General features: G+C 39.1%; 23 protein-coding genes. 3 read left to right on the top strand and 20 right to left on the bottom strand.

The features are described from left to right. Window positions 1-134: 134 nt before the first annotated feature. From F933_RS09440 to F933_RS09430, 3 genes are all read right to left on the bottom strand, one after another. Window positions 135-1,022, bottom strand: a complete 888-nt coding sequence (locus F933_RS09440; RefSeq protein ID WP_034710964.1) for a DMT family transporter — start codon at window positions 1,020-1,022, stop codon at window positions 135-137. A 155-nt stretch (window positions 1,023-1,177) separates the two neighbouring features. Beyond that, window positions 1,178-2,143 (bottom strand): carbon-nitrogen hydrolase family protein, encoded by a 966-nt coding sequence (locus F933_RS09435; RefSeq protein WP_034710682.1) that lies wholly within the window; start codon window positions 2,141-2,143, stop codon window positions 1,178-1,180. 82 nt (window positions 2,144-2,225) lie between these two features. Beyond that, on the bottom strand, window positions 2,226-3,041 hold the full coding sequence (locus F933_RS09430; RefSeq protein WP_005060657.1) for a helix-turn-helix transcriptional regulator: 816 nt from the start codon (window positions 3,039-3,041) through the stop codon (window positions 2,226-2,228). 69 nt (window positions 3,042-3,110) lie between these two features. Here F933_RS09430 and F933_RS09425 point away from each other — a divergent pair, with 69 nt between their 5' ends. Then, window positions 3,111-3,470, top strand: a complete 360-nt coding sequence (locus tag F933_RS09425; RefSeq protein WP_005060655.1) for an Mpo1-like protein — start codon at window positions 3,111-3,113, stop codon at window positions 3,468-3,470. Window positions 3,471-3,558: 88 nt separating this feature from the next. On the opposite strand, the gene F933_RS09420 is transcribed toward F933_RS09425, so the two are convergent. The 8 genes from F933_RS09420 to F933_RS09390 all read right to left on the bottom strand — a co-directional run bounded on the left by F933_RS09420 (window position 3,559) and on the right by F933_RS09390 (window position 12,564). Further along, window positions 3,559-4,212 (bottom strand): hypothetical protein, encoded by a 654-nt coding sequence (locus F933_RS09420; RefSeq protein WP_005060653.1) that lies wholly within the window; start codon window positions 4,210-4,212, stop codon window positions 3,559-3,561. Between the two features lie 15 nt (window positions 4,213-4,227). After that, entirely contained in the window at window positions 4,228-4,806 is a 579-nt protein-coding gene (locus F933_RS09415; RefSeq protein WP_005060651.1) for a DUF4126 domain-containing protein, read from the bottom strand. A gap of 125 nt (window positions 4,807-4,931) precedes the next feature. Further along, the gene (locus F933_RS17035) at window positions 4,932-5,075 is read right to left on the bottom strand and encodes a zinc ribbon-containing protein (RefSeq protein WP_004637424.1); all 144 of its coding nucleotides are present in this window, start codon (window positions 5,073-5,075) and stop codon (window positions 4,932-4,934) included. Window positions 5,076-5,243: 168 nt separating this feature from the next. After that, window positions 5,244-7,007, bottom strand: coding sequence for a DUF262 domain-containing protein (locus F933_RS09410; RefSeq protein WP_005060648.1), 1,764 nt, complete (start codon window positions 7,005-7,007; stop codon window positions 5,244-5,246). A gap of 78 nt (window positions 7,008-7,085) precedes the next feature. Beyond that, the gene (gene acnD / locus F933_RS09405; protein WP_005060646.1) at window positions 7,086-9,704 is read right to left on the bottom strand and encodes a Fe/S-dependent 2-methylisocitrate dehydratase AcnD; all 2,619 of its coding nucleotides are present in this window, start codon (window positions 9,702-9,704) and stop codon (window positions 7,086-7,088) included. Next, window positions 9,704-10,861 carry a bifunctional 2-methylcitrate synthase/citrate synthase gene (prpC, locus tag F933_RS09400; RefSeq protein WP_004680106.1) on the bottom strand — a complete coding sequence of 386 codons (1,158 nt, stop codon included), beginning with the start codon at window positions 10,859-10,861 and terminating at the stop codon, window positions 9,704-9,706. Before prpC ends, acnD begins: the two co-directional genes overlap by 1 nt. Before the next feature lie 118 nt (window positions 10,862-10,979). Further along, on the bottom strand, window positions 10,980-11,861 hold the full coding sequence (gene prpB, locus F933_RS09395) for a methylisocitrate lyase (RefSeq protein ID WP_005060644.1): 882 nt from the start codon (window positions 11,859-11,861) through the stop codon (window positions 10,980-10,982). After that, window positions 11,854-12,564: a GntR family transcriptional regulator gene (locus F933_RS09390; protein ID WP_005060641.1), complete on the bottom strand. Its 711-nt coding sequence runs from the start codon at window positions 12,562-12,564 to the stop codon at window positions 11,854-11,856. The genes prpB and F933_RS09390 overlap by 8 nt, the downstream gene beginning before the upstream one ends. A gap of 443 nt (window positions 12,565-13,007) precedes the next feature. On the opposite strand from F933_RS09390, the gene F933_RS09385 reads away from it, so the two are divergent. Further along, the gene (locus F933_RS09385) at window positions 13,008-14,213 is read left to right on the top strand and encodes an amino acid aminotransferase (protein ID WP_005060640.1); all 1,206 of its coding nucleotides are present in this window, start codon (window positions 13,008-13,010) and stop codon (window positions 14,211-14,213) included. Between the two features lie 226 nt (window positions 14,214-14,439). Further along, window positions 14,440-15,810 carry a phosphohexomutase domain-containing protein gene (locus tag F933_RS09375; RefSeq protein WP_034710677.1) on the top strand — a complete coding sequence of 457 codons (1,371 nt, stop codon included), beginning with the start codon at window positions 14,440-14,442 and terminating at the stop codon, window positions 15,808-15,810. Window positions 15,811-15,865: 55 nt separating this feature from the next. Here the strand turns inward: F933_RS09375 and galE are convergent, their stop codons facing one another. The 9 genes from galE to F933_RS09330 form a co-directional block, all read right to left on the bottom strand. Continuing rightward, the gene (gene galE / locus F933_RS09370; protein WP_005060636.1) at window positions 15,866-16,882 is read right to left on the bottom strand and encodes a UDP-glucose 4-epimerase GalE; all 1,017 of its coding nucleotides are present in this window, start codon (window positions 16,880-16,882) and stop codon (window positions 15,866-15,868) included. Then, window positions 16,875-18,548 carry a glucose-6-phosphate isomerase gene (gene pgi / locus F933_RS09365; RefSeq protein ID WP_005060632.1) on the bottom strand — a complete coding sequence of 558 codons (1,674 nt, stop codon included), beginning with the start codon at window positions 18,546-18,548 and terminating at the stop codon, window positions 16,875-16,877. Before pgi ends, galE begins: the two co-directional genes overlap by 8 nt. A 2-nt stretch (window positions 18,549-18,550) precedes the next feature. Beyond that, entirely contained in the window at window positions 18,551-19,810 is a 1,260-nt protein-coding gene (locus F933_RS09360; protein ID WP_005060629.1) for a nucleotide sugar dehydrogenase, read from the bottom strand. A 16-nt stretch (window positions 19,811-19,826) separates the two neighbouring features. Then, a complete protein-coding gene (galU, locus tag F933_RS09355; RefSeq protein ID WP_005060627.1) occupies window positions 19,827-20,702 on the bottom strand; it encodes a UTP--glucose-1-phosphate uridylyltransferase GalU in 876 nt (291 codons plus the stop codon). Window positions 20,703-20,715: 13 nt separating this feature from the next. Beyond that, window positions 20,716-22,590, bottom strand: coding sequence for a polysaccharide biosynthesis protein (locus tag F933_RS09350; RefSeq protein ID WP_005060624.1), 1,875 nt, complete (start codon window positions 22,588-22,590; stop codon window positions 20,716-20,718). A gap of 135 nt (window positions 22,591-22,725) precedes the next feature. Beyond that, window positions 22,726-23,253 carry a PglD-related sugar-binding protein gene (locus tag F933_RS09345; RefSeq protein WP_005060621.1) on the bottom strand — a complete coding sequence of 176 codons (528 nt, stop codon included), beginning with the start codon at window positions 23,251-23,253 and terminating at the stop codon, window positions 22,726-22,728. Further along, window positions 23,246-24,259, bottom strand: coding sequence for an MraY family glycosyltransferase (locus tag F933_RS09340; protein ID WP_005060618.1), 1,014 nt, complete (start codon window positions 24,257-24,259; stop codon window positions 23,246-23,248). The genes F933_RS09345 and F933_RS09340 overlap by 8 nt, the downstream gene beginning before the upstream one ends. Before the next feature lie 3 nt (window positions 24,260-24,262). Continuing rightward, a complete protein-coding gene (locus tag F933_RS09335) occupies window positions 24,263-25,222 on the bottom strand; it encodes an NAD-dependent epimerase/dehydratase family protein (RefSeq protein WP_005060616.1) in 960 nt (319 codons plus the stop codon). A 1-nt stretch (window position 25,223) separates the two neighbouring features. Then, window positions 25,224-26,417 carry a glycosyltransferase family 4 protein gene (locus F933_RS09330; RefSeq protein ID WP_005060614.1) on the bottom strand — a complete coding sequence of 398 codons (1,194 nt, stop codon included), beginning with the start codon at window positions 26,415-26,417 and terminating at the stop codon, window positions 25,224-25,226. Window position 26,418 lies beyond the last annotated feature (1 nt).

Genomic DNA, 26,418 nt, shown 5'->3' with positions numbered 1-26,418 from the left:
TTTTTCCATGAATGAAATAATTTCGCATACTAAACTTTAAAATTAGAATTATTTCCCATTTCAATAAAAAATAACTGATTTAAATTCCGATATATTCAAATTTACATGTGTATTTTTTCATGAGCCTATAAAATTTAAGCCCAAATCACCATAATCGCAGCTACGATCACCAACCACAAACCCAAATGATCGGTTCTCGCCAATTTTTCCTTAAAGAAAAATGCAGAGATCAGTAAACTAAATAAAATCTCAACTTGACCTAGTGTTTTCACGATTGCCACGGTTTGCATACTCATCGCACTAAACCAACCCAATGAAGCAAGAAAACTACAGACACTCACTTTGAAAGTCAGTCCAAGACTTTGCCACATTTTAGATAAAGTCTGGCGACTGAAGAGACCAAGATATAACACCAAAATAATGCACTGGAAGCTAATCAAGCTACACAGCACCCATGCGGCACGGTGTAGAAATGGCAACATGCTCAACTCTAAACTTGCTTCACGTACCAACAATGAGGTGATGGCAAAACACAAACCACTGCCTAAACCAATCATTAATGTTTTCATTGAAAGTTCAGTATGTTGTCTGCCTTTACTTAGTAAAAATACCGCGACTGCACCAATCGAAACACCCACCCAGCCCCATGCTGTTAAATGCTCTTGTAAAAACAGCACACCGACCAATGCCGCTAAAATAGCTTCACTTTTGGCGAGTCCGACCCCGATGGCATAATTCTTTTGTTGAAATAATTTAACCATTAAAGCCGTTGCATAGATTTGGCTAATTCCTGCGATCACCACATAAAACCAAAATTTATTAGAAAAACTGACTTCAACACTGACAGGCTGCTGAGTATAGAGAATGACGATATAACTAAAAGCAAAGATCGGTGCAAATAGAAAGCGTGCCAATGTCGTGCCATAAACATCGACTGTGGTGCTGAGTTGTTTTTGAAATGCATTGCGCCACGCCTGCATAAAAGCAGCCATCAAGGTAAATAAAATCCAAGTAAACGCCATCATCAACCATGCACACTCAAAATGTGGGTGTAATTTACTCGCTTGAAGATGATTTTTCGAGCTTTGATTGAGAAAAATACTGTCTTTGCAATTCAAAAGCGATGGGTAAGATCACCATGCCATCGCTGTTTGTTGAATGAGAAGCTAGCTTTGGTTTACTTCAACTGTTTTTGCCAAGGAAACTTTTTCAGGCGATGTCTCACACGATACATCAGTCCGCCATGAAGATTGCCGACATGCCATGCTAATTTTGAAGTTACTGTCATATCTGGAATCCAGTAGCGTTGTTGTACTTGATCCAAAGGCTGCGGCTCAGCGATTTTAATCTCGGCGGCGATATAGCCCTCACCATCGGCTAAACTCATACGTGCTAAGACATTTCCAGCAGCATCACAGATTTGCGTTTCGCCAACCATTTCAGTGAACCATTTGACATAAGGTAACAATGGCATATCACTCAAGATTTCGCCGACATGAGCAGCATGCACTACGGGAATACCTGTTAAGCGTGCCATTTGCGCTGGTAGCGCTTCACTTTGTTGTTTATAAATTTCATGTTCACGACGCATCCATTTACCCAACAATCCATACCAATTGATCGGCATCGAATACCAACACATTCCACCTAAAATCAACTGTGCATGTTGTTCTCGAACACGTTTGGCGGTACGGAACCTTGCCCACTCCCAACCTGAGAGCAATGCAACCTTACAGTTCAAGCTAGTTGAATCCACAATTCCATCATCCGAACCACCGCGATAGAAATTTTGCTCCCATGCGGTTGGAATATCTTTGTCATGCAGATGATAATCGCCATTCCGCTCCACCATGACATAAGTACCATAGGTATGCCCGTCACGAATTGCCACGAAGCCACCTGTGATCACCACATTCAATTGCTTAGCTAAACGAATTAAAAGCTGTAAGGGCTGACCCTGTAATGGTTGTGGAGTCAGCAAAGCTTGTGGTGAATAGACATTTGGAGAAGTCATCGACTCAGGAAGTACGATCACATCAGGCGTATGCTCTTGATATGCCGCTAAAATCAATTGTTCGAGTTTTTTTAAATTTGCTTCAACCTGTCCTAACTGCAATTCAGGCTGAATGGCGACGATTTTCATATCTATCATTCTTTTGAGTACTCAAGAAAATCTTAGCATCGAATTTTAGAAATACTTTGACCTTACCTCTTCAATGCTTAGTTTATTTTTCTCTAGCGTCATCGCTGATAAAAATCGTATTGGCTTTCAACATCGACGGCGCAAAATCCACCATACGGCGTAATGTTCGAGTGAAATGAGCTTGATCAGAAAAGCCTGATTCAACCGCAATCTCAATCAAAGTTTTGCCCTGTATCCACAGCTTGATGACATAGCGGATACGCAACCACAAGATATATTGTCGCATAGATAGTCCGAGTTGCTGACTAAACAGATGCATCAGACGTGACTCTGATAACCCAACCTTTAGCGCAACATCTGCGATGGTTGTAATTTGATGGGGTACACAGCGTTTGATGTATTCACATGCGAGTTGAACCTGTTGATCCCATGGTAAAGCCAATAATGGCTGAGGATTGAGTGCCAGTAATACATCCATCAGCAATTGCTTTACTTGTTCTAAGCAGAGTTGAGCAGTTATCAATTGCTGAAACTGTTTTTGAAAAGATTGAAGTCGATCAGCAGCTAAGGAACAAAATGCTTGTCCATTCAATAAAGGATGCAGATAAGCATAAAGCACGTGATCAGGATCAATCAAAATCGCAATATAAGGCTGATTCTGTGAATCGGTACTGTGGCTAATATTGGGTGCCATCACCACAATTTCATAATAGTTCGCAGGCTGATCTTCAACAGCCAATGCAAAAGCAGTGCCCAAACCGATTTGTAATAGTGCTGGAAAATGCGCGTGTGCTTTATTCAAATGATCTTGAGTCACATACACAATCACGCCATCCCACGCATAGACCAAGCTTTTTTGCGGTGTGATCGAGTCTAATTCCGTATGTTGAGATAGCATATTCGTTCAAGACCATTTCGGTTGGAGTGTTCAAAATGAAGACGACTTTAAAACGAAAGGAATAGTCGTATGTCTCACAATACTCAAGAACTGATGAAAAACAATACTGTGCAGATGGAAACCAGTGAAGTTCGTTATAAAACCCTTGCTGAATTTTATCCTTTTTATCTTTCGCAACATGAAAATGCGACTTGTCGTCGTCTGCATTTCGTGGGTACAAGCTGTGTGATTGGTATAGCTGCTGCATCTGTTGCAACTGGAAATGCCAAATTACTTTGGGCTTTGCCTGTAGTGGGATATGGCTTTGCATGGGTAGGTCATTTCTTTTATGAGCATAATAAACCTGCGACCTTTAAACAGCCTTTCTTTAGCCTCGCCTGCGATTTTATTATGTATAAAGATATTTTATTAAAACGTGTCAAGTGGTGATCTTGAAGCTTAAGCACAGCTTATAAACTGTATTGAATTCAAATAAATCTAGTTCCGACGATGGTTTGTACCCATACAATCTACTGAGCTAGATTTTCTCCTGAACATAAGGAATCTCAAATACTTCTACGTTTTTATGTGGTTTACCCCAATCACAAGGATGCGGTATTCGCGCTAGAAAAATCTTTGCATCATCTTCTTTTGAAAGCGTATTCAAGGTTTCGATCGCCCAATCTTGGGTGTCGCTTTCATCCTGACTCATAATAAATAACTTATGTTCAGCTCGCCCTAACACTAACTTATTCATATCAAGCAATAAAGCTCTTGAATCTTTCCGTTTAAATTCGCTTTCAACAATCCATATTGCTTTTCGAATTGCCTGAAGCTTTGCATATTTTGAGTGGGGATGTCTTTTCTTACTTGCGGTATCAAACTCGGTCATTTCCGCAATAACGATGTCAAACAGAAACTCAGTTAAACCAAACATTTGAGCATTGTTATCTTCTTGATGATCATCTTTTCGATTTTTACGATAAAACGCTTGGAAATTTTCTGCTGAAACTTCTGCTTGTTGCGAGGCTTTTAGTAATGCTTTTGCAAAGGTTTCAATCCATATTCGGCTGCGATTGGCATGGCGGAAGCGTTGTTCAGACTCAATATTTTCCAATTCAAAGGCATTACAATATTCAAAAGCTTGATTAAATGAATTTTGAATTATGTTTTTTAAAATATCTGAGTCCATATCATACCTTTATGATTAGTAAGCTGACGGATTGATCTGAGTTTTTCTTTTTTTCTGTACCCAACGTGCAACTACAATCACGAGAATAATCACAAATACCGTAATCACGACTGGCATCACAAATGCCAAGATCGACAAGACAATTGAGCCAAGCAATTCACCTGTTGCCACCACAAAATTGCCCAGTCCACCAGTGGTTGCCGTTGAAACGCCACGTGCCGCTACGGTACTTATTTGTACCACACCTGCTGTTCCGCCACCCACGATCAGTGCGGCTGCCCACGTCGCAAACTGCGACATTTCTCCACTACTGACTGCCATCGTACTGAGTGTGCCAGCAACCACAGCGGCAGGTGTGGCAATAGTATCTAACAGGTTATCGACCCACGGCACATAGTAAGCAGCGATTTCACAGAGGGTTGCAAATCCAAGTGCAGCGCATACAGATGGAATGGCTAACCATTCAAAACCTTTGGCAGGTTCATACCAACCCAACAAAGTTGCAATGCTCATCACCAATAAAGGAACAAAGACACGAAAACCGCAGGCTGCGCTTAATCCTACGCCGATACAAAGTCCTAATATTGTTTCCATCTGGGTTTTCCTTATTTTTGTCAGATATCGCTATCTTGTTATTTCATATTTTACAGTAACAAAAAAGCCCTATCGAGTGACAGGGCTTTCATCAAAACAGTGGGTAACTGTTTGGTGTTTGCGGCTTAGGCATTCTTACTGTTGAATTGATTGCCAAGGCATTTGGTACACGGAGGTAAACGATCAGTACCAATTTCTAAATAGGTGCGGTGTCCGCATTGAACACAAAAATAGAAGCCAGTTCCAGGTTTTTCGCCAGCAGTAACCATCTTTGTTCTCCATAGATTTTAGAAATGGTTCATATACTATAGCGTGATAGTTTTGATTATTTATTGACCTTTCTGACGAATGGTGGTGTCGGAAAGGTGAAATAACTGTTATTCAAGAATCTAAACTACTGAAAAAGGAATAAAACCTCTATTTTTAAATACAGATATTCAAGAAACCTCTTGGTAATCATACTCATCAGCTAGAACAACTTTTGTATCAATCGACTTTTCACTCCACCAGCGTTTTAAACAGAATTGTGATAATTCTTTAGTTCTAACCTGTATTGTAGACTTATTAAATTCCTGATCACTGTCGATACTAGAGCCTAATTTCTTTGTCATAATAAATGCACTCCGCCCATAACCATCTATTTTATCAATAGGATTTTTATTCGAAACACTAGAATTCAATCCTTTTTCTAGGATCGTTAAATTTCCTAGATGATGTTCAAAATCAATAAAATCTTCTTTACTTTGGAATCCTAAAGTTAAAGGATCAAAATTAGGAGCTTGAGATAAAATATGTTCAATATTTGGGCTAGATACGACTAACTTTTTAAGTTCCTCTAAGCTATATTGAATACCTTTTACTTCTTCACAGTATGTAATAAAAATATAATTTAACGCTCTATTGCCATAAATTGCTTGTGATAAATTAGCTTGAAATTCTTCCGTTGACATCCACCTATTATTAAACCAAATCAAGCTTTCTTCTATTTCGCTAGCAGAAATCTTACCAATTTTATAAACTAGTCTTGCAATATCAGCTTTTGGATCTGTTGCCCTAGTTTTATAAACTCTTACCTCTATTAATTCCACTAGATCTAGAAAATTGAACTGTGTTCTACCCACACCTTCTAGAGATTGGTCTAATAAATTTAAAGATTGCAACCTTATTATTAAAGGATAAAGTGTTGCAGAAAGGTTTAATATAACGAATATTTTATAGAACTTTTCTTCTTTTAGCGCTCTTTCCAAAACATTTTTACAGTTAATAAAGAAATTCTTTAAGGTAGAAATATAGTCATATATAAAATCATGTATTGCTTCATAATTACAATCAGAACTATTATTCCTAAGCTCTATCAACTTTTTTTTCAAAAAATTTAAAACATAGTTAGCTGTAGGGTCATAACTTTCATTACTGTAAGTAACAAAATGATACCTCATGAGATTATCTTCATTAAACTCTTTATTTCTAATTAAATTGACCCCTAATGTATCCCCTAAATGCTTGATATCATCATATATTTCAAATATATCACTAAAATAATCATTAACAGTGTTATCTAACTTTTTATCTAAATAACGATTTGAAAAATAAATTAATAAGCTCTTAGCCTTTTCCATATTAGATAATGGCTTACCCCGATCATTAACTGTCTGAAAAATTCGAATTGCATCACCTTCTGAATTCTCTACGAACTCCATAATCTCTAATTTTTCAACAGATTTAAGAAATTTTAATTTATCTTCAATTTCATCGACTTTGAAATTGATTTCCTCAACAGCATCTCGTAATAATCGTTGACTCTTATTCTGAGGCTCTATCAAAATGTCCTCAAGAATTTGTTTAAAAAAGCCTTGGTCTCGATTGAGTGGTAACATTCTATATCTGTCATCCTCTTTTAGATAAAATCTTTCATAAAAGAATCTATCTTTTTCAGATAACTTACTTATTAATGAATTTATAATTAGACTTATCGTGGTCATCCTTTGTTGACCATCTACAATATAAAATTTTTCCTCATCATCTTCAGCCTTTGATAAAACAATGGTTCCAATATAATGATTTGAGCTTGATTCTATAGATTCTTTGATATCATCAAATAAATCACGAATATTGCTCACTTCCCAAGCATATCCTCTTTGATACTTCGGTATTTCGAAAAACCGCCCATTAAAAAAATCCTTAATTTTTATACTAGCCATAACATTAATTAACCATGAAAAACCCCACTCTAAAGTAGGGCTTTTTTTAAACAATATCAATTATTTTTAGCTAAAGTATTAAGCTACTTGACCTTCTAAAAAGTCTTGTGCAAAACGCTGTAATACACCGCCCGCTTCATATACAGAAACTTCTTCTTCTGTATCCAAACGGCAAGTTACAGGCACTTCAAGAATCTCTTCTTTACCATCCGCTGTGGCACGCTCAATCACTAAAGTTAAAGTCGAACGCGGTGCAATATTACCAATCACACTATAAAGCTCAGTACCATCTAGCTTTAATGTCTTACGGTTCACACCTGCTTTAAACTCAAGCGGTAAAACGCCCATACCGACTAAATTGGTACGGTGAATACGCTCAAAACCTTCGGCAACGATCGCTTCAACACCTGCAAGACGAACACCTTTCGCAGCCCAGTCACGACTTGAACCCTGACCATAATCCGCACCCGCTACAATGATCAACGGTTGCTTGCGGTTCATGTAGGTTTCAATCGCTTCCCACATACGCATTACTTCGCCTTCTGGCTCAACACGCGCTTTTGAACCTTGCTTAATGGTGCCGTCTGAACGAACCACCATTTCATTAAACAGTTTCGGGTTGGCAAAGGTTGCACGTTGCGTAGTGAGATGGTCGCCACGGTGAGTTGCGTATGAGTTAAAGTCTTCCTCAGGCACGCCCATTTTCGCCAAATATTCACCTGAAGCACTATCAAGCACAATCGCATTCGATGGAGACAAGTGATCAGTGGTGATGTTATCACCTAAGATTGCAAGCGGACGCATGTTGCTTAAAGTACGTGGTGCAGCCAACGCGCCTTCCCAATACGGCGGACGACGAATATAGGTACTCATTGGACGCCAGTCATACAATGGGCTTGCTGCTTCTTCATTCACACCCAAATCAAACATTGGAATGTAGATTTTACGGAACTGCTCAGGCTTCACTGATTCTTTAACTAAAGCATCAATTTCAGCATCTGAAGGCCAAATGTCTTTCAGGTAAATTGGATTACCGTCTTTGTCATTTCCAAGAGAATCGGTTTCGATGTCAAAACGAATGGTTCCTGCAATCGCATACGCCACTACCAGTGGAGGCGATGCCAAGAACGCTTGTTTTGCGTATGGATGGATACGACCATCGAAGTTACGGTTACCCGAAAGTACCGCTGTCGCATACAAATCACGGTCAATGATTTCTTGTTGAATCACTGGATCAAGTGCGCCTGACATACCGTTACAGGTTGTACATGCATATGCCACGATACCAAAACCAAGTTTCTCTAAGTCTTTCAGTACACCAGCTTCTTCAAGATACAGCGCAGCTGCCTTTGAACCTGGTGCAAATGATGATTTCACCCAAGATTTACGCACTAAACCGAGTTCATTGGCTTTACGTGCCAATAAACCTGCGGCAACGGTATTACGTGGATTAGAAGTATTAGTACAAGAGGTAATCGCCGCAATAATCACTGCACCATCAGGAATTAAACCTTCTGCTTCTTGTGCTTTTGCAACATCCAAATTCCCTGCAATACCTTTCGCTTTCAAGTCAGCAGTCGATACACGTGCATGTGGGTTTGATGGACCTGCAATGTTACGAGTGACTGTTGAAAGATCGAAACGAAGTACACGTGGGTACTGCGCTTTGGTCATATCCGATGCCCAAAGACCGATTTCTTTGGCATATTGCTCAACTAATGCCACTTGTGCATCTTCACGACCCGTCAGGCGTAAATAATCAATCGTGTTTTGGTCGATGTAGAACATCGCAGCAGTTGCGCCATATTCTGGGGTCATATTTGAAATCGTAGCACGGTCACCAATCGACATGGTGTCTGCGCCTTCACCAAAGAACTCAAGGTATGCACCAACTACACGTTCTTTACGTAAGAATTCAGTGAGTGCCAATACGATATCAGTAGCCGTGATGCCTGCTTGACGCTGACCGACTAGCTCAACACCGATAATGTCTGGAAGACGCATCCAAGATGCACGACCCAACATCACGTTTTCAGCTTCTAAACCACCTACACCCACTGAGATCACACCAAGTGCATCCGTATGTGGTGTATGTGAGTCTGTACCTACGCATGTGTCTGGGAACGCTAAACCATCACGATTTTGGATCACTGGAGACATTTTCTCCAAATTGATCTGGTGCATGATGCCGTTACCCGCAGGGATCACGTCAACATTTTTAAATGCTGTTTTCGTCCACTCGATAAAATGGAAACGGTCTTCATTGCGACGATCTTCGATTGCACGGTTTTTCTCAAACGCGTCAGGATCAAAGCCACCGAATTCCACCGCCAAAGAGTGATCGACGATCAACTGAGTTGGCACCACTGGATTGACTTTAGATGGATCACCACCTTTTTCAGCAATCGCATCACGCAAGCCCGCAAGGTCAACGAGTGCTGTTTGACCTAAGATGTCATGACAGACCACACGCGCAGGATACCAAGGAAAATCCAAGTCCTGACGGCATTCGATCAATTGGGTTAAATAGGCCGTTAAATTCTCGGCATCCGCTTTACGCACCAGCTGTTCAGCAAGTACTTTCGAAGTGTATGGCAGCTTTTCGTATGCGCCTGGCTGAATATCTTCAACGGCTTGACGCACGTCATAGTATTCGAGCTGGGTACCTGCCAGCGGTTTACGGTATTGATTTGTCATTAACCACGCTCCGCCAATGGTTTGAATTCTAAGTTTTCAGGGCCTGTATAGTTCGCGCTTGGACGAATGATCTTGCCGTCTTGACGTTGTTCAATCACGTGTGCTGACCAACCAGCTGTACGTGCAATCACGAATAATGGAGTGAACATTGCTGTTGGAACACCCATCAAGTGATAGCTCACCGCGCTGAACCAATCGAGGTTCGGGAACATGTTCTTCACTTCCTTCATCACTGCTTCTAAACGTTCAGCAATGAGGTACATTTTGGTGTTCTCTTGCGCTTCAGCAAGATCACGCGCCACTTTCTTGATCACTTCGTTACGTGGATCAGAGATGGTATAAACAGGATGACCAAAGCCGATGATCACTTCTTTTTTCTCTACACGGCTACGGATGTCTGCTTCTGCTTCGTCAGCGTTGTCATAACGTTGTTGAATCACGAAAGCAACTTCGTTCGCACCACCGTGTTTTGGACCACGTAGCGCACCAATACCACCTGTAATTGCTGAATACATGTCTGAACCTGTACCTGCAACAACACGTGAAGTAAATGTAGAAGCGTTGAATTCATGCTCAGCATACAGAATCAAAGATGTATGCATTGCTTGAATCCATTCTTCAGATGGCGCTTCGCCATGAAGTAAATGGAGGAAATGCGCAGCAATTGAATCGTCATTGGTTTCAACTTCGATACGACGACCGTTGTTGCTGAAGTGGTACCAATACAACAACATTGAACCGAGGCTTGCCATCAATTTATCAGCGATGTCTTTTGCACCTGCTTCATTGTGGTCTTCATGTTCAGGCGTTAAACAACCTAGAACTGAAACGCCCGTACGCATCACGTCCATTGGGTGTGCAGATGGTGGTAACTGCTCAAGTGCAGTTTTCAATGCTGCTGGTAAGCCACGAAGTGCTTTAAGTTTTGCTTTATAGGCTTTCAACTCAGCTTTGTTTGGAAGTTTGCCATGTACTAGCAAGTGCGCAACTTCTTCAAATTCGCTACCCACTGCAAGGTCAAGAATGTCATAACCACGGTAGTGCAAGTCATTACCACTACGACCTACGGTACAAAGTGCTGTGTTACCTGCAACTTGACCACTTAACGCAACTGATTTTTTTGGCTTGAAGCCTACTGGTGTTTCATTACTGCTCATAAGATTGTCCTTTTCTGTTCTTTCTATGTGAATTATGAGTTCTAAAATCCCTCCCTAGCCCTCCCTTTGGAAAGGGAGGGAAATCCCCCTTTGAAAAAGGGGGATTTAGGGGGATTTCTTATTTTGCTTTTTCAAACGATGCATCAAGATACTGTTCAAACGCATGGTAGTTAATGCGGTCATACAATTCTTGACGGGTTTGCATGGTGTCAACAACGTTCTTTTGTGTGCCTTCTTTACGCAGAGTCTCATAGACATTTTCCGCTGCTTTGTTCATCGCACGGAATGCTGAAAGTGGGTACAACGCAATGCTCACATCCGCAGAAGCCAACTCTTCAGTAGTGAATAATGGTGTAGAACCAAATTCAGTAATGTTTGCTAATACTGGAACTTTAGTCAGGTCAGCAAATTGCTTGTACATCGCCAATTCAGTGATTGCTTCAGGGAATAACATATCCGCACCTGCTTCAATGTAAGCACCTGCACGATCAATCGCTGCTTGTAAACCTTCAACCGCTAAAGCATCGGTACGTGCCATAATCACAAAACTTTCATCGGTACGTGCATCCACTGCCGCTTTGATACGATCCACCATTTCTTGTTGCGTAACAATCGCTTTGTTAGGACGGTGTCCACAACGCTTAGCACCCACTTGGTCTTCGATGTGCATTGCTGCTGCACCGAACTTAATCATTGATTTAGTGGTACGCGCAATATTGAATGCTGAAGCACCAAAACCTGTATCCACATCAACCAATAATGGTAGATCACAGACATCAGTAATACGGCGTACATCGGTCAATACATCATCAAGGTTACTAATCCCTAAATCAGGTAAACCTAACGAACCTGCGGCAACACCACCACCTGACAAATAAATTGCTTTATAGCCTGCACGTTTTGCTAACAATGCATGATTGGCATTGATCGCACCGACCACTTGTAATGGTTTTTCATTTGCGACCGCGTCGCGGAATAGCTGACCAGCAGATTTAGCCATGTTGATGTTCTCCTTGGGTTTGCAGCAATGTTTGCTCAACAATTTTGTAAGATGCATTGATGTGACGGTGCATCAGCATTTCGGCAAGTTCACCGTCACCTTCTGCGATCGCATCTAAAATGCGGATATGTTCGTCCCAAGCTTTGCTCGGTCGATTTGGGGTGTTTGAAAACTGAATTCGGTACATACGGATGAGGTGATAAAGCTCATCACATAACATTTTTTCTAAGGTTTTATTGCCACTGCTTTTGATAATGCAGTAATGGAAATCGTCTTGACCTTCTTGTAGGTAATAACCCTTACCTGCTTTAAAATTTTCATCTTCAGCATGCATACGCAACACATCACGCAATGCCAAAATTTGTTTCTTATCAATATGCTGAGCTGCTAATTTACAGGCTAAACCCTCAAGCGAAGCGCGAATCTGATAGAGTTCTTGAAACTGTTGTAGAGAAAGGGAAACAACTCGCGCACCGACATGTGCCGTACGCTCAACCAATCTCTGTCCTTCAAGACGATGAATCGCCTCGCGCAATGGACCACGACTAATCCCGTAAATACGTGCCAACTCGGGCTCTGAAATTTTGCTGCCCGCAGGAATTTGTCCTAATACAATCGCCGATTGAATTTGCTTAAATACGTGTTCCGTCAGAGTAATACTCTGACTTGTGCTGATGGCTTGAGGAACAAGGGTATCTTGCATATTGTCGACAATCTCTACAGTTTTGATGATTTTATAACGAGATAGAAGAAAAAATGCAATAGGATTGTCGACAATAAAAGAGACCTGTGCAGTCAGTCAGACATTCTATTCATTCTGATTAGAATCATTCAAAACCGTCATAAAAATCATGATAATTACAAATAAAACAAATATTTATGATTTTATTGCAATTGATCTACGCTCAATTTTGTATATCTTCGTACGCATTGATATTGCTTATGCTACGACTATGGTATGACAGCTTGATTGTAGACAATCTTTATAATCGAGCACTTTGCCACAAATTATTGTAAGTAAATACTGCACTAGAAATGTAAATAACAGCGTGCTTCATCATCGCTTTATTGGTACATTATTGGGCATCTGGAGCAGCGCTCCACAAGACACATCCATGCACCTTGTTGAATAAAAGGACATTGTTAATGTTTCAACATATCCCACCTTATGCAGGCGACCCAATTCTCTCTTTAATGGAACAGTTCAACGCTGATCCACGCGCTGAAAAGGTTAATTTAAGTATTGGTTTGTACTACAACGAAGACAGTATCGTTCCACAGCTCGAAACTATTATCGAAGCTCAAAAACGTATTACACCTAAAAATACTCAAACCAAACTTTATCTACCAATGGAAGGTTTTAAACCTTACCGTGATGCGATTCAAGCGTTATTGTTTGGTGCAAATAGCCCTGCAATTCAACAGGGTCGTGTTGCTACCATTCAAACGCTTGGTGGTTCAGGTGCATTAAAAGTTGGTGCAGATTTCTTAAAAACTTATTTCCCAAATTCAGAAGTTTGGGTGAGCCAACCAACGTGGGATAACCATGTTGCGATTTTCAACGGTGCTGGCATCAAGAGCAACTACTATCCATATTTCGATGCTGAAACACGTGGCGTTGATTTTGATGGCATGTTGTCGACATTAAAAACTTTGCCAGAGCAAAGCATCGTATTGTTACACCCTTGCTGTCACAACCCGACAGGTGCGGATCTAAATCCAGCACAGTGGGATCAAGTTATTGCTGTATTAAAAGAGCGTAACCTGATTCCATTCCTTGATATCGCTTATCAAGGCTTTGGCGATAGCATGGAACAAGATGCTTATGCGATTCGTGCTTTAGACCAAGCTGGTTTAAACTTCATCGTCAGCAACTCATTCTCTAAAATCTTCTCACTGTATGGTGAGCGTGTTGGTGGTTTAACTTTCGTATGTGACGATGCTGAAGCAGCAAAATGTACATTCGGTCAGTTAAAAGCAACTGTACGTCGTATCTACTCTAGCCCACCAACAACTGGTGCATGGTTGGTTGATCAAGTATTAAATGACGCTGATCTCAATCAACAATGGCAAAACGAAGTTAAAGAGATGCGTGAGCGTATTATCAAAATGCGTAGCATCTTAAAAGATGAACTGAGCAAAGCACTTCCTGACCGTGACTTTAGCTACCTTGTAAACCAAAAAGGTATGTTCAGCTACACAGGTTTGACAGGCGTGCAAGTCGACACATTACGTGAAGAATATGCAATTTACCTTGTTCGCAGTGGTCGTATCTGCGTTGCAGGTTTAAATATGAATAATATTTATAAAGTTGCAAAAGCAATGGCTGAAGTTCTAGCAAAATCAGCTTAACATCCCGCTAAATCTCCCTTTTAAAAGGGAGACTTTATGGATCAAAAAAGGTTGTTTCACGTGAAACAACCTTTTTTATTTTCTAAACTCAAGTTGATTGAAATAAGAAAAGGTCAACCACTTAAAAATAAGACTTTCACTTTGCTTAATTCTGTATCAATCAATGTTCAATTTAACTGAGTCTTTGTATACTGCAAGGCATTCACACATAACAGCACTTTTCAAAATGACTCAACTGACTTGCTTCAAAGCGTATGATATTCGCGGAAAATTAGGTACAGAACTGAACGAAGAAATCGCCTATAAAATTGGTCGTGCATACGGACAAATCTATCAACCTAAAAAAGTGGTGATTGGTTGTGACATCCGTCTGAGTAGTGAAGCTTTAAAACAAGCAACGATTCGTGGTCTTAATGATGCAGGTGTCAATGTTCTAGATTTAGGCATGACGGGTACTGAAGAAATTTATTTCGGTGCTTTCCATCTTGATGTACAAGGTGGCATTGAAGTTACGGCGAGCCATAATCCAATGGATTATAACGGCATGAAATTGGTTCGTGAAAATGCACGTCCAATCAGTGCTGATACGGGTTTAAAAGACATTCAAGCACTCGCTGAATCAAGTACCTTTACCGAAGTTGAGCAAAAAGGTACAACTGAAAACTATAATATTCTGCCAGAGTTTGTCGATCATTTATTAACATATATAGACCCACAAAAAATTAAATCACTCAAGCTGGTGGTGAATGCAGGTAATGGTGCAGCAGGTCATGTCATTGATGCGATTGAGCAGAAATTCCAACAACTGAATATTCCTGTTGAATTTATTAAAATTCATCATGAAGCCGATGGAACTTTTCCTAATGGAATTCCGAATCCGATCTTAATTGAAAACCGAGACAGTACCCGTGAAGCTGTGCTTGCGCATCAAGCAGATATGGGCATTGCATGGGATGGTGACTTTGATCGTTGCTTCCTATTTGATGAAAAAGGTCAATTCATCGAAGGCTATTACATTGTTGGCTTATTGGCACAAGCATTCTTGATCAAACAATCAGGCGAGAAAATTGTGCATGATCCACGTCTAGTTTGGAATACCTTTGATATTGTAGAGCAATATCAAGGGATTGCGGTGCAATCAAAGTCTGGGCATGCTTTTATCAAAGATGTGATGCGTGAACACAATGCGGTTTACGGTGGTGAAATGAGTGCGCATCATTATTTCCGTGACTTTGCTTATTGTGATAGCGGTATGATTCCTTGGTTACTCACCATAGCTCTACTCTCAGAAACAGGACAATCTCTTTCGACACTCGTGGAAAATATGATTGCCAAATTCCCTTGTAGTGGCGAAATCAATTTTAAAGTGGCGGATACACAAGCAACGGTGCAAAAGATTTTTGATCATTATGCCAATCAGAACCCACAGGTTGATCGTACTGATGGTGTGAGTTTAGATTTTGGTAATTGGCGTTTAAATGTTCGAGCCTCGAATACAGAACCATTACTGCGCTTAAATATTGAAAGCCGTGCTGATAAAAATCCACAACTAATGCAAAGTTATGTGGATGAGTTAACTGCTTTAATTCAAGGATAATCTTAGAATTAAAAAAAACAGGGAGCTGTTACTCCCTGTTTATATGAAACAATTATTATTGATATCCATTTGGATTTTGTTTTTGCCAGTTCCAACTATCTGCCAACATATCTTGCAAAGTATATTGTGGTGTCCAACCGAGTTCGGCAATAGCTCTCGCATTATCTGCAAAAGAAGTGGCAACATCCCCAGCACGACGAGCAATAAATTCAAAAGCCACGGGCACACTATTGACCTGTTCGAAAGTGTTTTTGACTTGGAGTACCGATGAACCATTGCCTGTTCCAATGTTCCAAGCACGACAACCCTGTGCAGACAGGCGATTATTTAGAGCACACAGATGAGCATTTGCCAAATCCACGACATGGATATAGTCTCGAACACCAGTACCATCCACCGTATCATAATCATTACCATAAATTGATAACTTTTCGCGACGCCCCACAGCAACCTGAGTGACGTACGGCATTAAATTATTTGGAATCCCTTGTGGGTCTTCGCCAATTTGACCGCTTTTATGTGCACCAACAGGATTGAAATAACGAAGTAATGCGATTGACCACTCCGGATTTGCTAAGGATAATTTTTGTAATAATTGCTCAACTATGAGCTTCGTATACCCGTAATTATTGCTAGGCATACCTGTAGGCATATTCTCATTCAGAGGGGATACATTGGCCTCATCATAAACAGTTGCAGATGAACTAAACACAAGAGTAAAAACACTCGCTTTCTCCATTGACTTCACAAGTTGGATACTACCCGAAATATTATTATCGAAATAGATTAAAGGCTTTTCCTGACTTTCACCCACTGCTTTTAAACCAGCAAAATGAATCACCGCATCGATTTGATGATCCTGAAAGACCTGATCCAACTCATGCTGATTTCGGATGTCACCTTGCACAAAAACCAAAGATTTATTCACTAACTTTTGGACACGCTCCAGAGATTCTTCGGAACTATTTGAGAGATTATCGAAGACAACCACCTCATGACCCGCACTGAGTAATTCTAAACAGGTATGTGAACCAATATAGCCAGCACCACCTGTCACTAAAATTTTAGCCATCTGTCTTTCCTAATAATATCTTTAATAAACCTTGAGTAGATGCATCGAAAGTTGATAAATCATCTTGCTCACGATTTAGAATCGGTAATAGTTGATTGGCAATTTCTTTGCCTTTCTCAACACCCCATTGGTCAAAAGGATTAATATTCCAAAGTACGGATTGCACAAAAACCTTGTGCTCGTACATTGTAATAAGCATACCTAAGCTATAGGGGTTCAGCTCTTTAAGTAAAATAGTTGAGCTCGGTTGATTGCCTTCATATTGTTTATACGCTGGTAAGTCTTCCAGTTCATCTGCTACCAATGCTTGATTACCAAAAGCCAGTAGCCGAGATTGTGCTAAACAGTTAGATAAAGCCAAATGATGCTGTTCAACCAATGCATCCGCACTTTCAACGTAGGTAAATTGATTCGCGTTATAACGTCTTACAGGTGCAATGAAATCACAACTCACCGAATGTGTACCTTGATGCAAAAGCTGATAAAAAGCATGCTGTGCATTGGGTCCAACTTCGCCCCAAACAATTGGACATGTAGCAAAGCTTACTTTTTCACCGTTTCTTTGAATCGATTTCCCATTCGATTCCATTTCCAGCTGTTGTAAATAAGCAGCGAAATATTTTAATCGACCATCATAAGGCAAGACTGCATGGGTCTGAATATCTAGAAAGTTATTATTCCATGCACCTAATAGGCCCATTAAAACAGGAATATTTTGATGAAAAGGTGCAGACTGGAAATGTTGGTCTACTGCATAAGCACCTGCTAGTAATTGTTTAAAACCTTCTACTCCAACCATTAGCGCAATTGGTAATCCAATGCATGACCAAAGTGAGTAACGACCACCCACCCAATCCCAAAGTAAAAGCTGCTTATCTACAGCAATCCCCCATTCCGTCATTTTTTCAGGTTTGGTTGATACACCAATAAAATGGTTCTGCAAAATTTTCTCATTATAACCTAACGCTTTCTCTAACCACTGTCGCACAGTTTGCGCATTAGAAAGTGTATCTATGGTGCCAAACGACTTTGATGAAATGATAAACAACGTTGTTTCAGGTCTGAGCTGATGTAATAATTCAGACAACTGACTGCCATCCATAGTCGAAACAAAATGAACGTCCAACGGTTTTGCAGTTTTCACTTTAAAGTCAGAGAGTGCATGCGTCACCATCAGTGGGCCTAAATCAGAGCCACCAACACCAATGTTAACGACATCTTGTATTACCTCACCTGTTGCACCACGGAATTGCCCAGCATGAATCTTCTCAACTAAAGCGTACATTCGCTCTAACTGTGTCTGTACAGATGGGTTGATTTCAGAAAACTCAGAACTCGATTTAGGCAACCGTAAGGCCCAATGCATTGCAGCTCGATGTTCGGTATAATTAATTTGCTCAGTAGAGAATAATTTTTTTATCCACGGATTTAGATTTTGCTCGTGCGCAAAGTCAATCAAATTTTTAAATGTATCTAAATCAATACGCTGTTTACTAAAATCAAAGACAACTTGATCATATTCAACAGAGAAATCTTTAAACCGACTCGGGGCTTTGGCAAATAAATCATTGAGATGAGTATCTTTGATTTTATTTTTTATAATTGACAGTTTATCAAATGCTAAAGTTTGATCTTTTACAGGAATAGAATAAATCTGATTGATCATACTCAACGCCCCACGCCCATATATGCAAAACCTTGAGATTTAACATAGTGTGGATCATAAATATTGCGACCATCCAAAATTAAAGGATGTTGCATCAATTGTTGTAAACGTCTGAAATCAGGACTCCAATATTGCTTCCACGCCGTCAAAATGCATAAAGCATCAACATGTTTAACTGCATTATATTGATCATCACAAAGGATCAAATCTTCGCGCTGTCCATACATCATCTGAATTTCCTCTAAGGCTTGAGGATCATGTAAATAGACGGTGACATCTTGCGCCCAAAGAGCCGCCAACATTTGATGAATCGGAGATTGTTGAATACTCGATGTATTCTCTTTAAAAGAAGCACCCCAAATCGCAACTGACTTACCATCTAAATCGCCATGATAATAATTCCATAATTTACGGAATAAAATTTCTTTTTGTTGTTCGTTAATATCCCAAACTTGGGCAAGCAATTGACTTTTTACCCCTGTGTTTGTAACTGTATTTGAGAGTGTCAAAATATCATGTGAAAAATTTTCACCACCAAAACCAGCGCCAGGTGCTAAATAAGCTGACCCAATACGATTATCAGCAGTCATCCCCTGACGAACTGAGGCTATATCTATGCCTAACTTCTCTGCCACGACTGCCAAATCATTAATATAGCTAATCCGTGTCGCTAACATGCCTGAGATGCTGAGTTTGGTAAACTCAGCATCCAAAATTGGCATAAACAAAAATTGTTGTTCTATAGGGAAAAAAGGTCTGAGTAACTCTCTAACTTTGATCTGAACTTCAACCTGGGTACAGCCAACAAATAACTGCTTCGATTGAGTCAAGCTGTGTAGAGCATTCCCTTCCTGAATTGTATCTGGTAAATAAACCCAGTCATCTTCGGATAGAATTTTTTTAAAGCGCTCCGTCGCTTGTAACCCAAAGGTTGAAGCGTTAATCATGAGTTTAGGATGAATAATCGGGCGTTGTTTCAGATCATGTAATAACTGAAAAACTTGAGCTTCTTGAGTTTGATTAAAACTAAAGAAATAAGTATCGGTATCTAGAGGAATATCCTGACTATCACAATAATTAAGAAATCCACTTTGAAGTTGTTTTGTTAATAATTGACTCACGTTCTCATCGTGAAATGCATATTGCAAATCATTTTCTTGTCTCTGAATATCTGAACACCAATACACAAAGTGCCCAGATTCAGATAGCAGAGCAGACATCACCCCAGCATATAAAGTATTGCCAAAAACTGCGATTTTCATAATTGCTCACCCTAAACTATAGGGCTAACTCACGAATTAAGCCCTTAAAATCTTCACCCAGTTTTGGATGTTCAATACCATAATGTAATACAGCTTTAAGATAACCAAGCTTACTACCACAATCAAAGGTTTGACCTTTCATACGATACGCTTCTACAGACTGAGATTTCTGTAACGAGGCAATAGCATCTGTTAATTGGATCTCATTGCCCGCACCACGAGGTGTATCCTCAAGCAGTTGCATAATTTGAGCAGGTAAAATATAACGGCCCACTACAGATAAATTAGAGGGTGCAGTGCCTAAAGCAGGCTTTTCAACAATTCCTTGCATAGCAATACTCTCACCTTCATTCGGAGAGTTTGCTACATCTACGATACCATACTGATCAACTAAATGATCAGGTACCGCTTCCACCATAATTTGCGCTGCTTGCGACTGTTCAAAGCGTTGAATCATTAACAATAAATCATTTTCTGTTTCAGTATCTTTAACCAGCACATCTGGTAATAAGACAGCAAAGGCCTCATCACCGACAATATCTTTTGCACAAAGAACAGCATGACCTAATCCGAGTGGTTGTGGCTGACGCACACTTACAACACTGACATTATTAGGTAAAATATCATTAATTTCTTTGAGTAAATCAAATTTCCTTTTTTGCTCTAATGTCGTTTCAAGTTCAAAATTACGATCAAAATAATTCTCAATTGATGCTTTTGAAGAGTGCGTGACCAAAATAATCTGTTCGATCCCAGCAGCGACAGCTTCACGTACAACATATTCAATCGCAGGACGATCCACAACGGTGACCATTTCTTTAGGGATAGACTTACTTGCTGGCAGGAATCGTGTGCCTAAACCTGCGACTGGTAAAATTGCTTTCTTAATCATCTTACTTCTCAGCTTAATTGACTCGTACTTCGCCACTACGTTTATAACCATCAACATAATGTTCTAACTGTGTAAGTGCCCAATCAACATCATGATCAACCGCGGTCATTTGATTGATGCGACTAAATACAGCTTGTATTTCTTGCAATGGATAATGTTTTTCAAAGGAGCGTAGAATACGAGTGTGTTCTGTATATTCAGTATTGTCTTGATCAATTAGCAACTCTTCATAGAGCTTCTCACCAGGTCTTAACCCACTATAAGCAATTTCAATATCACCATTTGATGAACCGTTTTCGCGAACTTTCAAACCACTGAGCTTAATCATTTGACGAGCGAGATCTTGGATACGCACAGGCTCTCCCATATCAAGTAAGAATACATCCCCACCTGAACCCAATGCTCCCGCTTGAATCACCAATTGTGAAGCTTCAGGAATCGTCATAAAATAGCGGGTGACGTCTGGATGAGTAACCGTGATTGGACCACCTAATGCAATTTGTTGCTTAAATAAAGGCACTACCGAGCCAGAAGAACCTAAAACATTACCAAACCGCACAATACTAATTTGTGTATTCGGTTGAGTTTCTGCTACAGCCTGACAATAAAGTTCAGCCATACGTTTGGATGCGCCCATGACATTGGTGGGTCTAACCGCTTTATCCGTTGAAATGAGTACAAAGGTTTCTACACCTTTTTTGACCGCTGCATTCAAACTATTCGCTGTGCCTATCGCATTATTTTTTAATCCAGCAATTGGGTTGCATTCTACTAAGGGTACGTGCTTATAAGCAGCGGCATGATAAACCGTTTGAATCTGATATTGCTCAATAATACGCTCAAGCTTTTGTTGATCTTGCACGGTTCCTAAAATTGGGACAATCTCACAACTTGCTGTTTGTCTTAACTCTTTATCAATATCATATAAAGCAAATTCTGTGAGTTCATAAAGCACTAACATTTTTGGTTTATTCTTAATAATTTGACGACACAACTCTGAGCCGATAGAACCACCTGCCCCTGTCACCATTACAATTTTATTATTAATATTTTTAGTCAATAAATGAGCGACAGGTGGAACAGGATCTCTTCCTAACAAGTCAATAATATCAACTTCCTGAATATCAGAAACGCGAATCTCACCATCAACAAGTTGAGTTAAACCAGGTAATTCGGTAATTTTCAAATGGGCAAATTCAAATTGTTGAATAATCTCTGTTTTTCTGACACGCCCAACTGATGGAAGTGCTAATAAAATTTCATCTATTCGATCTTTTTTAAACCGCTGTAAAGCTTTTTCAACTGGAAAAACCTTTAATCCACCAACAATTTGTCCTTGTAATGACGCAAAATCATCAATAAAGAATATTGGAAAATGATCATCTGAACGATTTAAGGCCTCTGCAATCTGCTGCCCTGCATCTCCTGCACCATAAATTGCAATTCTTTTTCGACCTAACTCAGAATAGAAAGACGCTTTTACAATAAAACGAATACTCGCTCGACTAATCCATACCCATGCAAACATCATAAAACCAAACATGAATGGTATAGACATCGGAATATATGCATGTGTTGCAAAATTTAGAACATATAAGCTAGCCATTGTAATAAAAACAGCTAATGCTAATTTTATGATAAAAAACTCATTAAACGTTCGAACAATGAATCGATAAACACCCGTAAATGCCAGACTAGTTATCGCAATCAACGTGACTAGAAAAATACCATGCTTAATTCCTGGTATCACATCAGCGCCTAAATCAAATAAGCGAATGACATAACAAAGCCATAAAATTACAGGAAAAACAAAGGCATCTAGAGCAACAAGAAAAAATTGTTTGAACAATCTAGGTGCTGAAGCAAATTGATGAATAATTTTTTTCACAGTAATCTTCTAAGCAGCTCATTTACAGTTTGGACTTTATAAACATTTCTTTATCAACTAGAAATGACTTTTACATCTTCATTACATAATCTTTTTAGCAAAATGTCATGAATGAAAAACAATAGGATAACTGATTTAGTGAGTAATAACTGAACCAGCCTCTAAAAAAATTAAAGAATCCACAGTTTTATTTCCCGTGATTTTAACCCCTACACTAAGATGTGCAAACATCCCAATATGACAATCATGATCAACTGAAGAACCCATATTCACAATAGCACCATCATCAATATTTACATCCACGCCTATCACACATCCAGCCATGATAGCCACACCATCACCGATTAAAGCTGTTGAACTAACAATTGCTGAAGGATGGACTACGCTAGCAATAGGAATTGATAATTCTTTCAGTTGCTGAAACCAAACTTGTCTAAGTTTATTGTTGCCTACAGCGGGAATTGCTGCTGACACTTCATTGATAATATTTGAAATTGTTTCCATATTTGCAATTATCGGAAAGCCTGCAATTTCTTTTTTATGAGGCCAACAATCATCTACAAATACAATTGATTTCCACTTTCCAGATAGAAGTGCGGCCTCTGCAACAGATTTGCCATGCCCACCTGCACCTAAGATTAATAGAGCACCCCGTTTAAGCATTCTCAGTTTTCCCAGCACTAAAAAATAGTGCAAGCAGAATAAGTGGAAGATAGGCAATTAATAACAATATTTCTGGCATTAAAACACGCTGTGAAGCCAAATAAGCCACTGGTGCAAGCCAACATAAGTTAATAAGCAATACTGAGATCGTCACAGTAGTATGACCATATCGACGTGAAGCATATTGATAAGCATGGGATCTGTGCGCATCATACATCTTATGTCCATTCGTAACTCTACGAATTAAAGTAAATGTTGCGTCGACAACAAACACGCCTAAACAAATAATCCATGCACAAAATAATGCAGCATCAACTTGAAGTGCCATCAAAGCTAAAACGCCTAAAGTCATTCCTAAAAAACCACTCCCTGCATCCCCCATGAATATACGAGCTTTCGGAAAATTCCAAAGCATAAAGCCGAATACACTAGCAGCTAAAGTAAGTAATAGTTCAATAGATAGTGATGAGGAAAATAACAGATAGATTATTGCAAGGCTGATTGTTGTAGTAATCGCTTCGACGCTTGCAATTCCATTAATACCATCCATGAAGTTGTATAAATTCAATAACCATACAAGAAAAAGTACGGCAATGATATTTGCAAACCGACCTAAATGAAGGGTTCCATTAAATAATGCTACTTCCGAAAAACCACCTAGAGCAAAAACAACGGCTATTGCAATAATGAAATGTATCGCAAGACGCAGCATAGAATTGATATGACCATGGTCATCTAAAAATCCTAAAACTGCGATCCCAAATCCAGAACAAAGTAAAATCAAACCTGTAGAAATTGGAATGTGCTGAGTAAACATTAATAAAACTAGAAAGGATAAGAAAGTAATCACAATCGATACACCACCACCACGAGGCGTCGGTATCGTATGCGAGCTTCGCTCATTTGGATTATCGATAATATTTTTCTTTAGCGCATAATGACGCATATAGCCAGTTAGCAAGAATGATATTAAGAAACTGGCTAATAACATCCAAATTATTGACATATATTACTCACTTTTCTCAAGATATATTTTTCCTGCTCTTTTCAAAGCATCACTTCCTCTTACGACGGGTTTCCAAGCCAGTAAATTTTCTGCTTTTGTCGTATTGACCTCTAAAGATGAAAACAACTGCTCAAATAGTTTAGATTTGCCAAGACAAACAGCTCCAATTTTCATAAACAATCGAGGAATATAAACTAAATTTGGCCTCTTCCCCATACCTTCTCTTAATAATTGAGCAAGTTGCTCAGTTGAAAATACTTCACTATCTGCGATTAAAAATAGTTCGTTTTTCGCTTGAGGATGATCTATACAGGTCTCAATAAATGAAACTAAATTTTCTAAAGCAACAAAAGAACGCCTATTGTTTAAGTTAGCAAATGGCAATGGTAGTTTAGTCGAAGACAATTTGAGTAATCTAGCAAAATTACCAGGTGCGTCAGCAGCATAAACTAATGGAGGACGGATAATTACTAATTCTGTGACCGTATTTACAAATAATGTTTTCAAAGCTTGTTCAGCTTCAAGTTTTGAAATCGCATAATCTGCATGTGGTTGAGGTATATCTGACTCATCAAAAGGTGTGGTCGCTGTTACAGCACCATTCACACCAATAGAGCTGATAAAAATAAACCGCTTAACTTTATTTTCTAATGCTTGTCGAGCAAGTTGTAATGTACCCTCAACATTTACCGCTCTAAACTGCTCTAAAGGGTTTTGTATATTATCATTGAGTATATGTGCTCTTCCTGCTAAATGTATGATCACATCAATGTCAGTAGGAATAGGCGTCGAAAAAACATTTTCTTCAGAAATCGCTACTAACTGCTCAACCATGTCAGGTAGTGTATGCAAGTGTCGTCTGTTTAAAGCATATATGTTTTGATATTTATTACTCTGAATGAGTGCGCGGATCAAAGACTTACCGACAAAGCCAGATGAACCTGTAACTAAAATATTTTTCATATTACGATTCCACAATGTCAGCAAAATTTTGCAGTAACTTATCTTGATGATAATGATCTTGTAAAATTTGACGTGGTGATTTAGACAATATATTTAGCTTATTTTCGCAAATTTCATCAATTAAAGATGCCAAGCTAATTGGATCATTTGGCTGGCACACCCAACCAATATGATGTTCTTTAACCATATTAGCCACTTCTGCATCTTCTTCCATGACAGCTAAAATTGGTCTATCAGCAGCCATGGTAAAATAGGCTTTACTAGGAACACCCAAGCCAAGCATACCCTCAGCTAAAGTAACAATCGCAATATCACATGAGCTCAAACCTAAGCTCCGCTCTTGGGCAGCTAACTCTCCGATATAAGCAACTTTATTTTTATTGTTCTCGTCTTCAGCAAATTCTTTTACCAACCGAGCATCATTTCCACCACCAATAAATAAGAATTTAGCAGATGGATGTTTACTTAAATTTATTGCGGTTAATAGATTAGAAATTCCTTGAACACGCCCCATGTTTCCAAAAAATTGAAAAACTATATTTTCGTTCCAATCAAGTGAGCTAATAATTGAAGACTGTTGTTTCTGTTTAACCTCTATTTCAGTGAAATCCACCCAGTTCGGAATTACTGTAATATTATCGCTGCCCGTTTTTTGTCTCATTAAGTTTTTCATATCACGACCAATCACAATCAGATGATCAGCTCTAGAATAGATACGATTAAAAATAAAATTCATTATTTTAAATAAAACAGAATTTTTCTTTAAAATTCCTGCAGGAACTAAATTTTCAGGAAAGACATCGTGGACTAAGAGATACCATTTAAATGGAATAAATATTTTTAAAAAGGCTAATAATACAAGTAGAAAAAGTGGATTTGTTCCAGAAACAACAACCTTATCCTTAGCTAAGTTTTTTAACAAAATCTTTAAAAAACCAAAAGTTTGCTGTACTTGACCTAGCAATCGCTTTAATAAATTATTTTTATCATAAGAAGCATGTAAAAATAATAAGAAGCCAATATTACTACAGAACTTTTTCTGTATTTCCTCACGATCTCCTGAATAAGGCGCTATAACAGATAACTGCTCAACCCCATCGGATTGAGCAAGTTTCTGTATAATCTTATACCAAAAGTATCCTGTAGAATTTTGATCAGGATCAATAAACTCTGAAACAACCAACACTTTTTTCACA

Origin of the sequence: Acinetobacter beijerinckii CIP 110307, assembly GCF_000369005.1 — a bacterium.
Classification (GTDB): Bacteria; Pseudomonadota; Gammaproteobacteria; order Pseudomonadales; family Moraxellaceae; genus Acinetobacter; species Acinetobacter beijerinckii.
The sequence above is the reverse complement of the archived record's forward strand: the minus strand, read 5'-3'. Positions and strand labels throughout refer to the sequence as shown.